The sequence below is a fragment of the Streptomyces sp. NPDC090077 genome (assembly GCF_044747545.1).
Lineage (GTDB): Bacteria > Actinomycetota > Actinomycetes > Streptomycetales > Streptomycetaceae > Streptomyces.
Genome location: NZ_JBIVEG010000011.1, coordinates 26,520 through 45,948, shown reverse-complemented (window position 1 = coordinate 45,948; position 19,429 = coordinate 26,520). Strand labels below are relative to the sequence as shown.

The following is a 19,429-nucleotide window of genomic DNA, read 5'->3' as shown; positions in this document are numbered from 1 at the left end:
GGGCGCGCTGCTTGGCGTAACCTCGAAGGCTGGAGCCCGCCGATCTCGGGACCTCGATCCACACCTTGGGGTTGCACAGCAGATGACTGCCATCTCTCTCGGAATGCCGTCCGTGCCGACGAAGCTTGCCGACCGCCGGGTCAGCCGCAAGATCCAGGTCGGTTCCGTGGCCGTCGGCGGCGACGCACCCATCTCGGTGCAGTCGATGACCACGACCCGCACCTCCGACATCGGCGCCACCCTCCAGCAGATCGCCGAGCTGACCGCCTCCGGCTGCCAGATCGTCCGCGTCGCCTGCCCGACGCAGGACGACGCCGACGCGCTGGCCGTCATCGCGAAGAAGTCGCAGATCCCGGTCATCGCCGACATCCACTTCCAGCCCAAGTACGTGTTCGCCGCGATCGACGCCGGCTGCGCCGCCGTCCGCGTCAACCCGGGCAACATCAAGCAGTTCGACGACAAGGTCAAGGAGATCGCGTACGCCGCCCGGGAGACGGGCACGCCGATCCGCATCGGCGTCAACGCCGGCTCCCTCGACGCGCGCCTGCTGAAGAAGTACGGCAAGGCCACCCCCGAGGCGCTCGTCGAGTCCGCGCTGTGGGAGGCCTCCCTCTTCGAGGAGCACGGCTTCGGCGACATCAAGATCTCGGTCAAGCACAACGACCCGGTCGTCATGGTCAACGCCTACCGCCAGCTCGCCGCCCAGTGCGACTACCCGCTGCACCTCGGCGTGACCGAGGCCGGCCCCGCCTTCCAGGGCACCATCAAGTCCGCCGTCGCCTTCGGCGCCCTGCTCTCCGAGGGCATCGGCGACACCATCCGCGTCTCCCTCTCGGCCCCGCCGGTCGAGGAGGTCAAGGTCGGCAACCAGATCCTGGAGTCGCTGAACCTCAAGCCGCGCCGCCTGGAGATCGTCTCCTGCCCCTCCTGCGGCCGCGCCCAGGTCGACGTCTACAAGCTGGCCGAGGAGGTCACCGCCGGACTGGACGGCATGACCGTCCCGCTGCGCGTCGCCGTCATGGGCTGCGTCGTCAACGGTCCCGGCGAGGCCCGCGAGGCCGACCTCGGCGTCGCCTCCGGCAACGGCAAGGGCCAGATCTTCGTCAAGGGCGAGGTCATCAAGACCGTCCCCGAGTCGAAGATCGTGGAGACCCTCATCGAAGAGGCGCTGAAGATCGCCGAGCAGATGGAGAAGGACGGCGTCGCCTCCGGCGAGCCCAGCGTCGCCATCGGCGTCTGAGTCCGCCCCGGCAGGACCCCGCCCGGCCCCGTTCGCGCAGCTCGCGGACGGGGCCGGGCCTTTTCGTGACCTGCGGGACCGGGCGGGCGCAGGTTGCGGCGGGTACAGTGCGGAGATCAGCAGACTTGCACGGTGAGGCCCCAGTGTTGACGCAGACCACGACCAGGGTCCTTGAGCCCAGTGATCTCGACGCCGCGCTCGCCATCCTCGGACGCGAGCCGGTCGAGAACGCCTTCGTCACCTCCCGGGTCCAGGTCGCCGGACTCGATCCGTGGCGCCTGGGCGGCGAGATGTGGGGCTGGTACGCCGGCGGCGAGCTCCGCTCCATGTGCTACGCCGGAGCCAACCTCGTCCCCGTCTGCGCCGGCCCCGACGCCGTGCGCGCCTTCGCCGACCGGGCCCGCCGCACCGGCCGCCGCTGCTCCTCCATCGTCGGCCCCGCCGCACCCACCCGGCTGCTGTGGCAGCTCCTGGAGCCCAGCTGGGGCCCGGCCCGCGACGTCCGCGCCCACCAGCCGCTCATGGTCACCGAACAGCCGTCCACCGAGATCGCCGCCGACCCGCTCGTCCGCCGGATCCGCAAGGACGAGATGGAACTGATCATGCCCGCCTGCGTGGCCATGTTCACCGAGGAGGTCGGCATCTCGCCGCTCGCCGGGGACGGCGGACTGCTCTACCAGGCCCGCGTCGCCGAGCTCGTCGGCAGCGGCCGCTCCTTCGCCCGCGTCGAGAACGGCAAGGTCGTCTTCAAGGCCGAGATCGGCGCCGCCACTGCCGCCGCGTGCCAGATCCAGGGCGTGTGGGTCGACCCCGAGTTCCGCGGCCGCGGACACTCCGAGACCGGCATGGCCGCCGTCGTCGCGTACGCGCTGCGCGACGTGGCCCCCGTGGTCAGCCTCTACGTCAACGACTTCAACACCGCCGCCCGCGCCTCCTACCGGCGGGTGGGCTTCCGCGAGGTCGGCGCGTTCATGAGCGTGCTGTTCTGAGCGTCCGGTTCTGAGCGTGCTGTTCTGGTCGTGTGTCCTGTTCCGACATACGGAGAGGGGCGGCCGGTTTCGTGCGGGAAGCCGTACCGGAGCGGGCCTACCCCGAAGTAAGGTCGCCGCATGCTGCCACCTTCCCCGGGCGACGACGCCGTACGGCCAGCCGGACTCCGCATCGGGCACCTCGACCTGGCCGGCCGGGTGGACGAGGCCCTGCGCGTCCAGGCCGTCGCCTTCGGGCTCAGCGAGGAGGAAGTCGGCATCCGGCGCTACATCGTGCAGCGCCACATGACCTGCCCCGGTGCCCGCGCGCTCGGCGCCTTCACCGACGACGGGGCGCTGGCCGGCTTCGTCTACGGCATGCCCAACGACCGCGCCCACTGGTGGTCCACCATCGTCGAGCCCTACCTCCGGGCCCGCGGAACCGACCACTGGCTCGACCACTCCTTCGTCATCACCGAGCTGCACGTCCACCCCGGCTTCCAGGGCCGCGGCGTCGGCCGCACCCTCATCACCCGGATCACCGACGGCGCCGCCGAGCCCCGGTCGATCCTCTCCGCCATCGACACCGACAGCCCGGCCCGCGGGCTCTACGCCGCCCTCGGCTACCGCGACCTGGCCCGGAAGGTCCACTTCCCGAGCGCCGGCCTGCCGTACGCGGTCATGGGAGCCCCGCTGCCCCTGCTCAGGCCCCCGCACACGGGCTGAAACGGGTTTCCGGGCTCCACCCGGTTCTCGGTAGCCTCGCGGCATGTCCACTCACCACGTGCAGCGCATGTCCCGCCTCATGGCCAAGACCCTCCGCGAGGACCCGGCCGACGCCGAGACCCTCAGCCACCGCCTCCTCGTCCGGGCCGGCTACGTCCGGCGCAGCTCCGCCGGGGTGTGGACCTGGCTGCCGCTCGGCAAGAAGGTCCTGGACAACGTCTCGCGCATCGTCCGCGAGGAGATGGACGCGATCGGCGCCCAGGAGGTGCTGCTGCCGGCGCTGCTGCCGAAGGAGCCGTACGAGGTCAGCGGCCGCTGGTCGGAGTACGGGGACCTGCTGTTCCGGCTGAAGGACCGCAAGGGCGCGGACTACCTGCTGGGCCCCACCCACGAGGAGATCTTCACCCTCGTGGTGAAGGACCAGTGCACGTCCTACAAGGACCTGCCGGTCATGCTCTACCAGATCCAGACCAAGTACCGGGACGAGGCCCGGCCCCGGTCCGGCGTGCTGCGCGGCCGCGAGTTCCAGATGAAGGACTCGTACTCCTTCGACGTGTCCGACGAGGGCCTCGCCGAGTCCTACCGGCTGCACCGCGAGGCCTACGTGCGCATCTTCGAGCGCCTCGGCCTGGACCACCGGATCGTGTCGGCGGTGTCGGGCGCCATGGGCGGCTCGGCGTCGGAGGAGTTCCTGGCGCCGGCGGGTGCGGGCGAGGACACCTTCGTGGACTGCCCGAGCTGTGACTACGCGGCGAACACGGAAGCGGTGACCTTCGCGTTGAAGGCGGTCGAGGGCGGTGCGCACCCCGCCCTGGAGGAGATTCCGACCCCCGACACCCCCACCATCGAGACCCTGGCCGCGCACCTCGGCGTGCCGGCCTCCGCGACCCTGAAGAACCTGCTGGTCAAGGTGGACGGCGAGATCACCGCCGTCGGCGTGCCGGGCGACCGCGAGGTGGACCTCGGCAAGCTCGGGGAGCACCTGGCCCCGGCGGTGGTGGAGCTGGTGACGGCGGAGGACTTCGCGGACCGGCCCGACCTGGTACGCGGCTACGTGGGCCCGCAGGGCCTGGAGAAGGTCCGCTACCTCGCCGACCCGCGCGTCGCGCCGGGGACGGCGTGGGTCACGGGTGCGAACAAGCCGGACACGCACGCCCGGAACGTGGTCTGCGGCCGCGACTTCGAGGTGGACCGGTACCTGGACGTGGTCGTCGTCGAGCCGGGCGACCCCTGCCCGGCGTGCGGTGCGGGGCTGAAGCTGGACCGGGCCATCGAGATCGGGCACATCTTCCAGCTGGGACGGAAGTACGCCGACGCCTTCGGGCTGGACGTCCTGGGCAAGGAGGGCAAGCCGGTCCGGGTCACCATGGGCTCCTACGGCATCGGCGTCTCCCGGGCCGTGGCCGCCCTGGCCGAGCAGACGGCCGACGAGCGGGGCCTGCGCTGGCCCGCGTCGGTGGCCCCGGCCGACGTCCACGTGGTGGCGGCGGGCAAGGCGGGACCGCTCGCGCTGGCCGAGGAAGCGGCGGCCGCCCTGGCCGCGGCGGGGCGTCGGGTCCTGCTGGACGACCGCCCCGGGCTGTCGCCGGGCGTCAAGCTGACGGACGCGGAGCTGATCGGCGTGCCGTGGATCCTGGTCGCGGGACGCCGCTCCGCGGAGGGCGTCGTCGAACTCCAGGACCGCGCCGCCGGCACCCGCGAGGAACTCCCGCTGGCGGAGGCGCTGGGGCGGGTGGGGTAGGGGCGGGGACGGGGGCGGGGGCGTTGGCTCGCGGTGCGGGCCCGCCATCTCCCCCTCGACCCCGCGTGGCCGGGCGGTGGCTGCCCACCCGCCTCCCCGGGTGCGGGTCGGTGGGGTGGGGAGCGGTAGTCCCTCGGGCGGTCTCGGGGAGGGGCGGGGGTTTCCCGGCAGTCCATCGTCCTTCCGTGTCGGGCCGGTCCCTCAAGGGCGCTCCCTTCGGTCGCGTCGCTTCGCGATGGCCTTCGGCCACCCTTGACCGACCGACCCGCCCCGGAAAGCCGAAAGACTGCCGGGAAGCCCCCGAAGGAACGGTCACACGGCAGGAGTGGGAGGGGCGGGCCCGTCAGTGACGAGGCGAGGGGCCGGGCTTTGGTCGGCCGGGCATCCGGGCCCTGGAGAGCCCCCGCGGAGCACCCCGGCGCGACGGATCGCTACGAGCTTCTCCCGGCTTGGCGTCCGACGGCCGCCTGGCCTGATACCTGCAGCAGAGCACGACCAGAGCAGCCGACGGACCCGGCAAGCGCGACAGATCGCTACGCGCTCCTCTCGGCTTGGCGTCAGGCCGCTGTCCGGGGCTGATGCCTCTGCCTGATTCAGCCCCGCCGGCGTTTGAGGCGAGGGGGTCCGGGGCGCAGCCCCGGGGAACGGGCGAAGGGTGGGTAGGGGACCGTTCCGCGCAGCGGCAGGCACCGGCGAGGGCTACGCAGTCGGCGGCTCGGACGTGGGGCCACCAGGCGCGGGAGCAGCAGGGGCGGGGCCACCAGGCGCGGGAGCAGTAGGGGCGGGGCCACCGGGCGCGGGAGCAACAGGGGTCGCGCGTTCCAGGAAGCGGAGGAGTTCCACCGGGAAGGGGAGGACCAGGGTGGAGTTCTTCTCCGCCGCCACCGCGATCACCGTCTGGAGGAGGCGGAGCTGGAGGGCCGCCGGCTGGTCGGACATGACGGCGGCGGCTTCGGCGAGTTTGTGCGAGGCCTGGAGTTCGGCGTCCGCGTTGATGAGGCGGGCGCGGCGTTCGCGGTCGGCTTCGGCCTGGCGGGCCATCGACCGCTTCATCGTCTCCGGGAGGGAGACGTCCTTGATCTCCACGCGGTCGATCTGGACGCCCCAGCCCATCGCGGGGCTGTCGATCATGAGTTCCAGGCCCTGGTTGAGCTTCTCGCGGTTCGAGAGGAGGTCGTCCAGGTCGCTCTTGCCGATGATCGAGCGCAGCGAGGTCTGCGCCATCTGGGAGACGGCGAAGCGGTAGTCCTCCACCGCGATGATCGCGCTCGCCGGGTCGACGACCTTGAAGTACACGACGGCGTCCACGCGGACGGTGACGTTGTCCCGGGTGATGCCCTCCTGCGCCGGGACGGGGAGGGTGACGATCTGGAGGTTGACCTTGTGGAGGCGGTCGGCCAGCGGGAGGACCATCGTGAAGCCTGGCGGGCGGACCCCTTCGCGCAGGCGGCCGAAGCGGAAGACGATGCCGCGCTCGTACTGCTTCACCACCCGGGCGGCCGCACCCAGGTAGACCGCGACGCCCACGGCGGCGGCGATGCCTGCTGTCAGCAGTTCCTCGACCATGACGGCCCCCTGCCGGACCTGTGTCCCCCAGGGGTGTTATGCCCTCACAGCCAGGCCGCGAACTCCAGCAGGAGCTCCGCGTCGCGTCGGCGCCCGGCGGCCAGTGCGCGGAGGCCGGACTCCACCGCCCGGAACACCGTCCAGCCGCGCAGGCGCTCCCGGTCCACCTCCAGCGAGTCGGCGAGCTTGTTCACCCGTCGCCGGGCGCCGGCCGCCCCCGTCGAGGCGGCCATCTGGTCCTCCAGCCGGTCCCGGACCAGCCGGGCCAGGTCGTAGGCGCGCTCGCCGACCAGCGGATCGGGGCCCACCGTCAGCCAGGGGGCGCGTTCGGCCGCCAGGACCTTGCCCTGACGGAAGTTCCCGTGCAGGAGGACGGCTTCGGGGGGTGCGGACGTCAGGTCGTGGCGGAGGGCGAGGGCCGTCTCCGCGAGGGGGCGCGCCTCCGGCGGGGCCGTGCGCAGCAGGGCCGACCGGGCCGCCGTGTGCTCGGCCACCGTCTCGAAGGGGTGGTCCTGCGGCGGGGCCACCCACAGCCGGCGCAGCGTGCCGCAGGCCTCCAGCAGGGCCTTGGCCTCCGGCAGCGAACGCAGCGACACGTCGGGGTGCAGCCGTTCCAGCAGCAGCGCCCCGTCCTGCTCGTGGTGGCGCGAGTCGAGGACCCGGACCGCCCCGAAGCCGCCCCAGTGGGCGAGCGCGGCCAGCTCCCGGTCCGGGCGGGCCCCCGGCGGCGCCAGCTTCAGGGCGGCCGGGGTGCCGTCGGGGTAGCGGACCAGCAGCACCGCGCTGCTGCGCCCGCCGGGGGCCTGGACCCGCTGGGCCGTGACGTCCCGCCGCTTCAGCGCCTCCTCGGCGAGCTCGGGCAGGCGCCCCAGCCACTCCGTGTCCCGCTCGGTCGGCGGCAGCTCGCCGAGCGCCCGTACGAGCCGCTGCGGCGGTTCGAAAGCCATGCGTGCCTGGTCCCTTTCAGCTGGTACGGGCCGCCTGTGCGCGTTCCGTGAGCCCAGGGAAGGCTACGCCGACACCGCGCCAGCGTGCCGCGCGCACGGCCGCGGCGCTCAGTGCGTCAGCCGCCTCGCGGCGCAACTGGCCGTCCGCCGACCGCACCAGGTCGGAGTACGCGCCCGCCACCCGGTCCTCGATCACGGCGGCCAGCCGCTCGCAGTCGGCCGGCGTGCGCACCTCGAAGGGCAGGGCGTACGCGGCCTCGGCGGCCTGCGGCGCACCGCCCAGCTCCCGGACGGTCCGGGTCAGCCGGTCGCGGCGGGCCAGGTGGCTGCCGTAGGCCTCGCGGGCCTCGGCCGCCCGGGCGGCCGCGACGCGCGCGCCGATCACCCCGTACCCGTACGCGGCGGCGTGCTCGGCGGCCAGCGCGGCCTGGGCGGCCCGGAGCGGGCCGCCGGCGGGGGAGGGCGAGGGCTTCACGAAGGGGCTCCCGGGGTCGAGGTGAGCAGGTAGGTGTGGACGGCCCCGCAGGCGGCCACCGAGGCGAGCATCCGGGCCAGCTCCCCGGGGGCGCCGGCCAGGGCGACGGTCCGGGCCTCCGACAGGTCCCGCTCGGCGTCCGCGAGCGCGCTCAGGGCCTCGGCCTGCTGCTCCGGGACCGGCTCCTTGCGCGCGGCCGGGGCGCCGGGAGCGGGTGCGGCGGCGCCGGACCCGGACGGGGAGGGCGGCCCCGGGCGGGGGGACGGCTTCCCGGCCGCGGGGTCGGCGAGGGCCAGGGCCGCGGTGTGCGCCGCGACGGCCGCGCGGAGCGGCCCGAGGCGCTCGGCGAGGCCGGGATGGGCCGCCAGGGTGGCGTCGTAACGTTCCAGCAACTGCTCGCTGTCACGGACGGCGCTCTCCCGCATCCGCCGTTCGAGTGCAATCCCGCTGTCGGTGCCCGGGGCGTCGCCGCCACCGGCGCACCCGGTGAGCAGCACGGCCCCGGTCGCACCGGCGGCTCCGGCGAGCAGGCTCCTTCGGGAGGGCGAGCGCCTCAAGGGCGTGGTCCAGGGCACGGCGGCGTCCTCGGGGGTGATGGCGGGGCAGGGTGTGATCACGGTACCCGGGGGTCCCGTCCGCAGCGCGGACGGCAACACCCTCCGCGACCGGATACCCTTTGACCTGACACGACGGAAAACCACAACAGCACACGCGGCCGAGGAGTCACCCGGATGAGCACCACCCAGAGCGACAGGCTGCGCGGACTGCTGGAGCCACTCGTCGCCGCCAAGGGCCTGGACCTCGAGGACATCGAGCTCTCCAAGGCGGGCAAGCGCCGCATGCTGCGCATCATCGTGGATTCCGATGAGGGTGTCGACCTGGACGAATGCGCCGAGCTGAGCCGTGAGATCTCCGACCGGCTCGACGAGTCCGACGCGATGGGCGAGGACGAGTACAACCTCGAAGTCAGCTCCCCGGGCGCGGACCGCCCGCTCAGCGAGCACCGTCACTACGTTCGGGCGACCGGCCGCCTCGTGAAGTTCCAGCTGGCCGAGGGTGGGGAACTGATCGCCCGCATCCTCGGTGTCGACGACGAGGGCATGGACCTCGAAGTCCCGGGTGTGAAGGGCCGCAAGGCGACCGCCCGTCGTATCGCATTCACCGACATCGCCAAGGCGCGAGTCGAGATCGAGTTCAGCCGCAAGGACAAGAAGGAAGAGGAGGCGTAGCCGTGGACATCGACATGAGTGCCCTGCGGGGTCTGGTCCGGGAGAAGGAGATCTCCTTCGACCTGCTCGTCGAGGCGATCGAGTCGGCCCTCCTCATCGCGTACCACCGCACCGAGGGCAGCTTCCGGCGCGCCCGTGTCGTGCTCGACCGCACCAACGGTCACGTGGTCGTGTGGGCGACCGAGGACCCGAGGGACCTCGAAGAGGGACAGGAGCCCAAGGAGTTCGACGACACGCCGTCGGACTTCGGGCGGATCGCCGCGACGACCGCCAAGCAGGTGATCCTCCAGCGTCTGCGCGACGCAGAGGACGACCTGACCTTCGGCGAGTTCGCCGGCCGCGAGGGCGACGTCATCACCGGTGTCGTGCAGCAGGGCAAGGACCCCAAGAACGTCCTCGTCGACATCGGCAAGCTGGAGGCCATCCTGCCGGTGCAGGAGCAGGTCCCCGGCGAGGAGTACACGCACGGCCTCCGTCTGAAGACGTACGTCGTGCGGGTGGCGAAGGGTGTCCGCGGTCCGTCCGTGACCCTGTCGCGCACCCACCCCAACCTGGTGAAGAAGCTGTTCGCCCTGGAGGTCCCGGAGATCGCCGACGGCAGCGTCGAGATCTCCGCGATCGCCCGCGAGGCGGGCCACCGCACCAAGATCGCCGTCCGGTCCACCCGCTCGGGCCTGAACCCGAAGGGCGCCTGCATCGGCCCGATGGGCGCCCGTGTGCGCAACGTGATGGCCGAGCTGCACGGCGAGAAGATCGACATCGTCGACTGGTCGGACGACCCGGCGGAGATGGTGGCGAACGCGCTGTCACCCGCCCGGGTGAGCAAGGTCGAGGTCGTCGACTGGGACACCCGCTCCGCCCGGGTGACCGTGCCCGACTACCAGCTGTCGCTGGCGATCGGCAAGGAGGGGCAGAACGCCCGCCTCGCCGCCCGCCTCACCGGCTGGCGCATCGACATCCGGCCCGACACCGAGGTGCCCGCCGACGCGGACACCGGTGCCTGACCGGGAATAAACCGCTACCGGCCGGGGTTCCCGGCCGGTAGACAGGTACTCCGGCACCGCCGGAGCACCTCGGAAACCACGACGACATCCGTTCGATTTTTCACCTGAAGGGGTGAGGTCGGTACGGGGAGGTAGACTTAGGCGTGTCTGGCCGGACGCAAGCCCGCGCATGCCCCGAACGCACCTGTGTGGGGTGCCGGGAGCGAGCGGCCAAGAGCGATCTGCTGCGGATCGTGGCGGTCGGGGACGAATGCGTCCCCGATCCTCGCGGTACGCTGCCCGGCCGGGGTGCCTACGTGCACCCCGCCGTGGTCTGCCTCGACCAGGCGGTCCGCCGCCGGGTGTTCCCCCGGGCCCTCAGGTCCGCCGGAGCGCTCGACACGGAAGAACTGCGCAAAGCCCTGGCCGTACCGGCCGAGGCGACACCGTAAGAAGAAGTACGGCACGGGCACCCCGTGCGGTCAGGTACCTCGCGAGTTGGAAGTAGGTCGAGATTGCGATGAGCACTCGATGAGTACGCGATGAGTACGCCCATGAAGTAGCGACGGTCCGGCGTAACCCGGACCTAAAAGGAGCGAAGTGGCTAAGGTCCGGGTATACGAACTCGCCAAGGAGTTCGGGGTTGAGAGCAAGGTCGTCATGGCCAAGCTCCAAGAACTCGGTGAATTCGTCCGTTCGGCGTCCTCGACGATCGAGGCGCCGGTTGTACGCAAGTTGACTGACGCACTGCAGGGGCCCGGCGGCAACGCCGGCAAGTCCGCTGCGAAGCCCGGCGCGCCCCGCAAGGCCGCGCCCGCCAAGCCCGCGGCGCCCTCCCCGGCGACCGCGGCACGTCCTGCTGCCCCCAAGCCCGGCGCGCCGGCGGCCCCCAAGCCCGCCGCTGCCGAGGCCCCGGCGGTCAGCGCCCCGGTGACTCCGGCCACTCCCGGCCCGCGTCCCGGTCCCAAGGCTCCCGCCCCGAAGCCCGCTCCGGCGGCTCCCGTGGCGACCGAGTTCTCCGCGCCCCCGGCGGCTCCGGCCGCTCCGGCGCGTCCCGCCGCGTCCCCCGGCCCGCGTCCGGCGCAGCAGCGTCCGGCCGGCCCGGGTCAGGGTGCCCGTCCCGGCGCCCCGCGTCCGGCCGGTGCCACCCCCGGTGCCCAGGCCCCGCGCCCCGGTGGCGCCGGCGGCTCCCAGGCCCCGCGCCCCGGCGGCGCCCGTCCGGCCGGTCCCCGTCCGGGCAACAACCCCTTCACCTCCGGCGGCTCGACCGGCATGGCGCGCCCGCAGGCGCCCCGTCCGGCCGGCGCTCCCCGTCCCGGTGCCCCCGGCGCCGGCGGCCAGGGTGCCCCGCGTCCGCAGGCCGGCCCCGGCGGCGCCCCGCGTCCGCAGGGTCCCGGCGGCGCCCGTCCCACCCCGGGCGGCATGCCCCGTCCGCAGGGCGGCGCTCCGCGTCCGGCCCCGGGCGGCAACCGTCCGAACCCGGGCATGATGCCGCAGCGTCCCGCTGCCGGTGGTCCCGGCCCGCGTCCCGGTGGCGGCCCCGGCCGTCCCGGTGCCGGCGGTCCGCGTCCCGGCGGTGGCGCCGGTCGTCCCGGCGGCGGCTTCGCCGGCCGTCCGGCCGGTCCGGGCTCGCGTCCGGCCGGCGGCGGCTTCGGCGGCCCGCGTCCGGGTGGCGGCGGCTTCGGCGGCGGCCCGGCCGGTGCCGGTGGCGGCGGTCGTCCCGGCTTCGGCGGGCGTCCCGGTGGTCCCGGTGCCCGTGGTGGCACGCAGGGTGCCTTCGGCCGTCCCGGCGGTCCGGCCCGTCGCGGTCGCAAGTCCAAGCGCCAGCGTCGCCAGGAGTACGAGGCCATGCAGGCCCCGTCGGTCGGCGGCGTGATGCTGCCGCGCGGTGGCGGCGAGACCGTGCGCCTGTCGCGCGGTGCCTCCCTCACCGACTTCGCGGAGAAGATCAACGCCAACCCGGCGTCGCTCGTCGCCGTGATGATGAACCTCGGCGAGATGGTCACCGCCACGCAGTCCGTCTCCGACGAGACCCTCCAGCTCCTCGCCGACGAGATGAACTACACCGTTCAGATCGTCAGCCCGGAGGAAGAGGACCGCGAGCTCCTCGAGGGCTTCGACATCGAGTTCGGCGAGGACGAGGGCGGCGAGGAGTTCCTGCTCCCGCGTCCGCCGGTCGTCACCGTCATGGGTCACGTCGACCACGGTAAGACCCGACTGCTCGACGCCATCCGCAAGACGAACGTCGTTGCGGGCGAGGCCGGCGGCATCACCCAGGGCATCGGTGCCTACCAGGTCTCCACCGAGGTCAACGACGAGCAGCGTCGCATCACCTTCATCGACACCCCGGGTCACGAGGCGTTCACCGCCATGCGTGCCCGTGGTGCGAAGTCGACCGACATCGCGATCCTCGTGGTCGCGGCCAACGACGGCGTCATGCCGCAGACGATCGAGGCGCTCAACCACGCCAAGGCCGCCGGCGTCCCGATCGTCGTCGCGGTCAACAAGATCGACGTCGAGGGTGCCGACCCGACCAAGGTCCGCGGTCAGCTCACCGAGTTCGGTCTGGTCGCCGAGGAGTACGGCGGCGACACGATGTTCGTCGACATCTCCGCCAAGCAGGGTCTGCACATCGACTCCCTGCTGGAGGCCGTCGTCCTCACCGCCGACGCCTCGCTCGACCTGCGCGCCAACCCGGAGCAGGACGCTCAGGGTATTGCGATCGAGTCCCACCTCGACCGCGGCCGCGGTGCCGTCGCCACCGTCCTCGTCCAGCGCGGTACCCTCCGCGTCGGCGACACGATGGTCGTGGGCGACGCCTACGGCCGTGTGCGCGCCATGCTCGACGACAAGGGCAACAACATCGAGGAAGCGGGTCCGTCGACCCCCGTCCTGGTCCTGGGTCTCACCAACGTCCCCGGCGCCGGCGACAACTTCCTCGTCGTCGACGAGGACCGCACCGCCCGTCAGATCGCCGAGAAGCGTGCTGCGCGCGAGCGCAACGCCAACTTCGCCAAGCGCGTCCGCCGGGTGTCCCTGGAAGACCTCGACTCGGTCCTCAAGGCCGGTCTGGTCCAGGAACTCAACCTCATCATCAAGGGCGACTCGTCCGGTGCGGTCGAGGCCCTCGAGTCCTCGCTGCTCCAGCTCGACGTCGGCGAAGAGGTCGACATCCGCGTCCTGCACCGCGGTGTGGGTGCGGTCACCGAGTCGGACATCTCGCTCGCGATGGGCTCCGACGCCATCGTCATCGGCTACAACGTCCGCGCTGTCGGCCGTGCCGCGCAGATGGCGGACCGCGAGGGCGTCGACGTCCGGTACTACTCGGTGATCTACCAGGCCATCGAGGAGATCGAGGCGGCCCTGAAGGGTCTGCTCAAGCCGGAGTACGAAGAGGTCGAGCTCGGTACGGCGGAGGTCCGCGAGATCTTCCGCTCGTCCAAGCTGGGCAACATCGCGGGTGTCCTCATCCGCTCCGGCGAGGTCAAGCGCAACACCAAGGCGCGGCTCCTGCGCGATGGCAAGGTCATCGCCGAGAACCTCACCATCTCCGGTCTGCGCCGCTTCAAGGACGACGTCACCGAGATCCGCGAAGGCTTCGAGGGCGGTATCAACCTCGGTTCCTTCAACGACATCAAGATCGACGACGTCATCGCGACGTACGAGATGCGCGAGAAGCCCCGCGCGTAAGCGCGAGGCGGTTCGTACCGTGTCGTAACACCGGGGCCGGTCGGCGGAATATCCGTCGATCGGCCCCGGCCGTTGCGTGTACGGTTCTGGTGACCCTGCCGAGCGTCGGCCGGCAGGCCACCGAACCCGCACCGGCGGGATATCCGGAACTGCATGTACGTGGGGACTCTGTCCTTCGACCTGCTCCTCGGCGACGTCCACTCGCTGAAGGAGAAACGCTCCGTCGTCCGGCCCATCGTCGCCGAGCTCCAACGCAAGTTCTCCGTGAGCGCGGCCGAGGTGGGAGACCAGGACCTGCACCGCAGGGCCCGCATAGGGGTCGCCCTGGTGAGCGGGGACGCGGGGTTCGTGTCGGACGTGCTCGACCGCTGTGAGCGGCTGGTCGCGGCGCGTCCGGAAGTGGAGCTGCTGTCCGTGAGGCGGCGGTACCACGGTGATGAAGACTGATTGCTTGTCTGCAACAAAGAAGGAGACGGACCAGTGGCCGACAATGCGCGGGCGAAGAAGCTGGCGGACCTCATCCGGGAGGTGGTGGCCGAGAAGCTGCAGCGCGGTGTCAAGGACCCCCGCCTCGGTACGCACGTGACCATCACGGACACCCGGGTCACCGGCGACCTGCGGGAGGCCACGGTCTTCTACACGGTCTACGGCGACGACGAGGACCGGGCCAGCGCGGCAGCGGGCCTGGAGAGCGCCAAGGGCGTACTGCGCTCCGCGGTCGGCCGGGCGGCGGGAACCAAGTTCACGCCCACCCTGACCTTCGTCGCGGACGCCCTCCCGGAGAACGCCCGGACCATCGAGGACCTCCTCGACAAGGCGCGGGCCTCCGACGCCCAGGTGCGCGAGGTGTCCTCCGGCGCGAAGTACGCCGGCGAAGCCGACCCGTACAAGAAGCCGGGCGACGAGGACGACGAGGACGCAGCCGCGGAATGAGCAACAACGCAGGGAAGACGACGCCGGACGGCCTTGTCATCGTCGACAAGCCGTCCGGCTTCACTTCGCACGACGTGGTCGCCAAGATGCGCGGGATCGCCAAGACCCGCCGCGTCGGCCACGCCGGCACCCTCGACCCGATGGCGACGGGCGTCCTCGTCCTCGGCGTGGAGAAGGCCACCAAGCTCCTCGGCCACCTCGCGCTGACCGAGAAGGAGTACCTCGGCACCATCCGGCTCGGGCAGAACACCCTCACGGACGACGCCGAGGGCGAGATCACCTCGTCCGCCGACGCCTCCGGGGTGACCCGCGAGGGCGTGGACGCCGGCATCGCCAAGCTGACCGGCGAGATCATGCAGGTCCCGTCCAAGGTCAGCGCCATCAAGATCAAGGGCGTGCGCTCCTACAAGCGCGCCCGCGACGGCGAGGACTTCGAGATCCCGGCCCGGCCGGTCACCATCTCGTCGTTCCAGGTGTACGACATGCGCGAGGCCGAGGCCGAGGACGGCACCAAGGTCGTCGACCTCGTCGTCTCCGTCGTCTGCTCCAGCGGTACGTACATCCGCGCCCTCGCCCGCGACCTGGGCGCCGACCTGGGCGTCGGCGGCCACCTCACGGCGCTCCGGCGCACCCGGGTGGGCCCGTACAAGCTCGACAAGGCGCGCACGCTGGACCAGCTCCAGGAGGAGCTGACCGTCATGCCGATCGGCGAGGCGGCCGCCGCCGCGTTCGCGCGCTGGGACCTGGACGCGCGCCGGGCCTCGCTGCTCGCCAACGGCGTGCGGATCGAGATGCCGGACGAGTACCGGGACGGCCGCACCGTCGCCGTCTACGGGCCGGACGGCAAGCTGCTCGGGCTCGTGGAGAGCAAGGGCGGCAAGGCGAAGTCCCTCGCGGTCTTCGTCTGAGGGGCCCCGCCCCCGGTCGTTGACGTGGAGCGGTGAGCGCACACGGACTGCTGCTCACCGCTCCACAACCCCCCTCGGGTAGGTCTCTATCCATCCGGAGCACCCTATTCACCCTTCCGAGCAGGCGCTCGGAGTGAACGCGGGGAGTGCAAGGGGGCGCTTTCGGCCCGCGTGCTTTCCGCGCTGATCTTCACTTGCCTACCGTCGTGCACACGGGTCCCGCGGCGGGGGAGTGGTGCGGCGATGACGGACGAGGTCACGGACGGTACGGGGGAGGCCGGCCGCGGAGCCTTCGCGGGCGCCGCCGGGCTGGTGACGATCCGGGACCGGGACGGGATCCCGCGCGGGAGCGGCTTCGTCGCCGACCACCGCGGCACGGTGATCACCAGCTGCGCGGCCGTCGCGGGGGTGGCCGGACTGGTCCTGCACGCACCCGGCGCCGAGGAGCGCGCCCGGCCGGCCGAGGCCGATGACGTCACCGTCCTCCCGGAGCTCGGGCTGGCCCTCGTGCGCAGCGCCGGACTGGAGGTCCCGCCGCTGCCCGTGGCGATGTGCGAGGCGATCCCTCCGGGGACGTACGTACGCCTGCCCGCGCGGGGCTGGCGCCAGGCGCGGGTGCTCGGGGCGGGCGCGGAGGTCACCCACACCGCGGCGGGCCGCCCCCACGTGCTCCCCGCCGCCGTCGAGCTGGCCATCGGCACGGCCGGCCGGGACGCCCTGCGGCTCGGCGGCGAGGTCTGCGGGGGGCCGGTCCTGGACGCGGCGACCGGAGCGGTGCTCGCGGTACTCGGCACCGCTCTCGCAGCGGAGCACCGCTCCGGGAGCTTCGCCGTACCCCTGCGCGCGGCCGCCGCGTCCGCACCCGGCGGCCCCCTCGCGGAGCTGCTGGAGCGGAACTCCGCCACCGTGCCGGGCTACGGGGCGGACCTCAACCTGGCCGGCGCCCTGGAGCTGACCGGCACCACCCTCGGCTCGGCGTTCCCCCCGGCCACCGCCGCCGAGCCCGCCCCGGACCCCGTGCCGCGCCCCGGGATCACCGCCGGGCTGGCCGCCTTCACCGCCGGGACGGACCTCGTGCTCGGCCTGGTCGGGGCCCCCGGCACCGGCCGCACCACCGCCCTCGCCGCCCTCGCCGCCGACCGGGCCCGGGGGGCCCGCCCCGCGCCGACGCTCTGGCTGCGCGGAGCCGACCTGCGCGACGGCGACGCCTCCCTGGCCGACGCCGTGACCCGGGCCCTGACGGCGGCGGGCCGCATCCTCACGGCGGGCCCGGCCGCGGCGGGCTCCGCGCCGGGGCCGGCCGCGCCGGGCTCCGCAGTGCCGGGACCGTCGGGGCACGGACCGTCGGGGCGCGGACCGGAGCCCGCCCGGCCGGGGCAGGCCGTGGACACCGACCCGACCGGGCGCACTCCGGCCGAGCCCGGAGAACCCGGACCCTTCCGTTCCGGCACGTCCGGTGCGGGCGCGGCCGACCCAGGGTGGTCCGGGCCCGGTCCGGTGGGGCCGGCCGGTTCGGGATCCGCCCCCGTGGGGTCCGCGCTGGCCGGGACCCCGGGCGGGCCCGGTACGGAGGGGGAGGGGGTCGGGGAGCGGGTGGCGCGGCTCGCGGGGGACGCCGGACGGGCGCTGCTGGTGGTGCTGGACGCACCCGAGGAGATGCCGCCCCGGCTCGCGCAGCGCCTCGCACCCTGGACCACTTCCACCGCCGCCTGGCTGTGCCGCACCGGGGCCCGGCTGGTGGTCGCCGCCCGGCCCGAGTACTGGGAGCGGGCCGGGGAGCTCTACCCGCCGGAGCTGCTGCACACCCCGGCCCGCGCCGCCCGGCGGCTGCCGCCCGCACTGCCCGTCGGGGACCTGACCCCGCAGGAGGCGGGCGAGGCCCGGGCCCGTCTGGGGATCCCGGACGGCGCCGTGCGCGAGGCCGACGCCCGGCACCCGCTCACCCTGCGCCTGCTCGCCGGGATCCGCGCCGCCGAGGTCACCGCGGGCCGCCCCGGCCGTGACGAGGTCTTCGCGGCGCACCTGGACCTGGTGGCCCTGCGCGTGGCCGTCCGGATCGCGGCGGCGGCCGGCGCGGGGCGCGGGCCGGGGGCCGGACCGGGGGCCGGGCCGGCGTCGGGGGCCGGGGTGCACGGCCCCGGGGTGCGGCGGCTCGCGGCCCGGGTGGCCGGCCGGGTGCACGAGGCCGCCCGGCGGTGCCTCGGCCCCGGCCGGGGCCAGCTGGACCGGGCGGCCTTCGAGGAGCTGTTCCCCTGGCGCACCGGCTGGGCCTCCGCCGTCCTCACCGAGGGCCTGCTCGTCCCCGCGGGCCCCGGCTACCGCTTCGCCCACGAGGAGCTGTCCGACTGGCTCCAGGCCGGACACCTCGACGTCCCGGGCGCCCTGGACGGCCTCGTCCACCACGGCCCCGCCGACGCCGGCCCGCCCGTACCCCGGCACCGCATCGGGCCCGTACTGGAGGCCCTCCGCAGGCTCCCGCCCGCCGAGGCGCGCGGCCGGCTCGACGGGCTGGTGGCAGCCCTGAACGCGTTCGCCGAGCAGGCGGGGCAGGCCGGGCAGGACCCCGGCCCGGTCCACCCCGACCGCGTCTGGTGGGCCTCCCGCCTGCTGCGGGCCACCCTGCTCGGCGCCGCCGACGCCACCCCGTACCTGCCCGTCCTGCACGCCCTCGCCGAGCACGTGGCCCGGTCCGGCAGCGCCGAGTTCGGCGGCTGGTTCTGGAACCGGCTCCGGCTGCCCGAGTGCGACCGGCTGGACCTGCTGCGCCGGCTGCTGCCCTCCGACCACCACTACCTGGAGGCCGCCGGCCGCCGCCTGGCCCGTGCCCCGCGGCTCGTCCTGCCCCTGGTCTGCGCCTGGTTCACCGACGAGCGCCGGCTGCGCGGCCGCCCCGGGGCCACCGTCGCCACCGCGGCGCAGGCCCTGCTCCACACGCACCGCGGCCTCGCGGTCGACGACCTCACCGAAGCCCTGGTCGGCGCCGCGCACCCGCGCGCCGACGAACTCCTCGCCGTCCTCGCGGAGGACGAGCCGTCCGCCCTCTGCCGGGCCGTCGGCCGCTGGGCGCACGACGAGCGGCCCGAGCGCCGGGTGGCCGCCGCCGCGTACGGACTCGCCACCGCCCCGCACGTCCGCACCCCCGCCGACCGGGAGCTGCTGCGCCACGCCGCGCAGGCGCTCCTGGACCGGCCCGGCGACACCGGCCTGCACGGCCCCGCCCTCGGCATGCTGCTCCGCGACCCGCAGGCGCGGGCCCGCTACCTGCCCGACGCCCTCGCCTGCTTCGGCGATCCCGCGGGCGGCTCCCGGCTGCCGGCCTCCGCGCTGGTCGCGGCGCTGCCCGTACTGCCCGACCCGGACGCGGTGTTCGCCGCGCTGCGGGCCCGCGCCGACGGGGAGGTGATCCGCGCCCTGGCCGCGCTGACCACCCCCGGCCTGGCCCGCCGCGCGGGCGACCTCGTACGCGACCACCTCGGCCGCCGCCCGGAGGACGCCCCGCACGCCGCCGCCTTCGTGGACCGGCGCCTGGACCAGGGCCCGGCGGCCGGGCCCGTACTGCGCCCGCTGGTCCTGGCCCTGCTGCGGGGTGCTCCGCCGCAGGTCCGGGCCGAGCTGGCCGGCGTACTGGCGGCGCCCGGGGCGGAGTCCTCGTACCCGCTGCGGGCCGAGCTGGCCGACGTGCTGCTGCGCGAGGAGTCGGACGCGGCGGTGCTCGGCGCCTTCCTGGCGGGGCTCGCCGCCGGCAGCTGCCGGCGCCCGGAGGCCCGTACCCGCGAGCTGCTGAGGCGCACCGGGCGGCAGCTGCTGCGGGCGCCCGGCGGACCGGCGGTCTTCGAGCACCGCACGGTGGAGCTGGCCCGGGCCGATCCGGTGTTCGGAGCGCTGGTCTCCCGCTGGCTCACGGACGCGGCGACGGAGGCGGCGGCACTGCTCGGGCCGGGCGCCCGCCGTACCGTGGAGACTCTTCGTAGGGCCGCGCCCGACATTACGTGAGGCGGGGAACGATTCCGGCCAGAGCCGATG

General features: G+C 74.0%; 16 protein-coding genes. 12 read left to right on the top strand and 4 right to left on the bottom strand.

Annotation, left to right across the window (positions count from 1 at the left end):
• The first annotated feature begins 82 nt into the window (after positions 1-82).
• From ispG to ACIPW5_RS19680, 4 genes are all read left to right on the top strand, one after another.
• Positions 83-1,240: a flavodoxin-dependent (E)-4-hydroxy-3-methylbut-2-enyl-diphosphate synthase gene (gene ispG, locus ACIPW5_RS19695; RefSeq protein WP_362470209.1), complete on the top strand. Its 1,158-nt coding sequence runs from the start codon at positions 83-85 to the stop codon at positions 1,238-1,240.
• A gap of 143 nt (positions 1,241-1,383) precedes the next feature.
• Positions 1,384-2,229, top strand: coding sequence for a GNAT family N-acetyltransferase (locus tag ACIPW5_RS19690; protein WP_401246300.1), 846 nt, complete (start codon positions 1,384-1,386; stop codon positions 2,227-2,229).
• Between the two features lie 120 nt (positions 2,230-2,349).
• Positions 2,350-2,934, top strand: coding sequence for a GNAT family N-acetyltransferase (locus tag ACIPW5_RS19685; RefSeq protein ID WP_401246297.1), 585 nt, complete (start codon positions 2,350-2,352; stop codon positions 2,932-2,934).
• A 43-nt stretch (positions 2,935-2,977) separates the two neighbouring features.
• A complete protein-coding gene (locus ACIPW5_RS19680; RefSeq protein ID WP_401246295.1) occupies positions 2,978-4,675 on the top strand; it encodes a proline--tRNA ligase in 1,698 nt (565 codons plus the stop codon).
• A 699-nt stretch (positions 4,676-5,374) separates the two neighbouring features.
• Here the strand turns inward: ACIPW5_RS19680 and ACIPW5_RS19675 are convergent.
• From ACIPW5_RS19675 to ACIPW5_RS19660, 4 genes are read right to left on the bottom strand one after another with little or no spacing between them, the layout of a single operon-like run.
• Positions 5,375-6,241 carry a slipin family protein gene (locus ACIPW5_RS19675; RefSeq protein WP_401246292.1) on the bottom strand — a complete coding sequence of 289 codons (867 nt, stop codon included), beginning with the start codon at positions 6,239-6,241 and terminating at the stop codon, positions 5,375-5,377.
• A gap of 44 nt (positions 6,242-6,285) precedes the next feature.
• Positions 6,286-7,188, bottom strand: a complete 903-nt coding sequence (locus tag ACIPW5_RS19670) for an aminoglycoside phosphotransferase family protein (RefSeq protein WP_401246289.1) — start codon at positions 7,186-7,188, stop codon at positions 6,286-6,288.
• A gap of 16 nt (positions 7,189-7,204) precedes the next feature.
• Positions 7,205-7,663, bottom strand: coding sequence for a DUF4439 domain-containing protein (locus ACIPW5_RS19665; protein WP_401246286.1), 459 nt, complete (start codon positions 7,661-7,663; stop codon positions 7,205-7,207).
• A complete protein-coding gene (locus ACIPW5_RS19660; RefSeq protein WP_401246283.1) occupies positions 7,660-8,280 on the bottom strand; it encodes a hypothetical protein in 621 nt (206 codons plus the stop codon). Before ACIPW5_RS19660 ends, ACIPW5_RS19665 begins: the two co-directional genes overlap by 4 nt.
• A 114-nt stretch (positions 8,281-8,394) precedes the next feature.
• Here ACIPW5_RS19660 and rimP point away from each other — a divergent pair, with 114 nt between their 5' ends.
• The 8 genes from rimP to ACIPW5_RS19620 all read left to right on the top strand — a co-directional run bounded on the left by rimP (position 8,395) and on the right by ACIPW5_RS19620 (position 19,399).
• On the top strand, positions 8,395-8,892 hold the full coding sequence (gene rimP, locus ACIPW5_RS19655) for a ribosome maturation factor RimP (protein ID WP_401246280.1): 498 nt from the start codon (positions 8,395-8,397) through the stop codon (positions 8,890-8,892).
• A 2-nt stretch (positions 8,893-8,894) separates the two neighbouring features.
• Positions 8,895-9,896 (top strand): transcription termination factor NusA, encoded by a 1,002-nt coding sequence (nusA, locus tag ACIPW5_RS19650; protein ID WP_401246277.1) that lies wholly within the window; start codon positions 8,895-8,897, stop codon positions 9,894-9,896.
• Between the two features lie 143 nt (positions 9,897-10,039).
• Positions 10,040-10,327 (top strand): YlxR family protein, encoded by a 288-nt coding sequence (locus ACIPW5_RS19645; protein ID WP_401246274.1) that lies wholly within the window; start codon positions 10,040-10,042, stop codon positions 10,325-10,327.
• Positions 10,328-10,475: 148 nt separating this feature from the next.
• A complete protein-coding gene (gene infB / locus ACIPW5_RS19640; protein WP_401246272.1) occupies positions 10,476-13,565 on the top strand; it encodes a translation initiation factor IF-2 in 3,090 nt (1,029 codons plus the stop codon).
• A 153-nt stretch (positions 13,566-13,718) separates the two neighbouring features.
• A complete protein-coding gene (locus ACIPW5_RS19635; RefSeq protein ID WP_007266901.1) occupies positions 13,719-14,012 on the top strand; it encodes a DUF503 domain-containing protein in 294 nt (97 codons plus the stop codon).
• Positions 14,013-14,045: 33 nt separating this feature from the next.
• Positions 14,046-14,498: a 30S ribosome-binding factor RbfA gene (gene rbfA, locus ACIPW5_RS19630; RefSeq protein ID WP_007266902.1), complete on the top strand. Its 453-nt coding sequence runs from the start codon at positions 14,046-14,048 to the stop codon at positions 14,496-14,498.
• A complete protein-coding gene (gene truB, locus ACIPW5_RS19625; protein ID WP_401246269.1) occupies positions 14,495-15,406 on the top strand; it encodes a tRNA pseudouridine(55) synthase TruB in 912 nt (303 codons plus the stop codon). The genes rbfA and truB overlap by 4 nt, the downstream gene beginning before the upstream one ends.
• A 243-nt stretch (positions 15,407-15,649) precedes the next feature.
• Positions 15,650-19,399 carry a serine protease gene (locus ACIPW5_RS19620; RefSeq protein ID WP_401246267.1) on the top strand — a complete coding sequence of 1,250 codons (3,750 nt, stop codon included), beginning with the start codon at positions 15,650-15,652 and terminating at the stop codon, positions 19,397-19,399.
• The last annotated feature ends 30 nt before the right edge of the window (positions 19,400-19,429 follow it).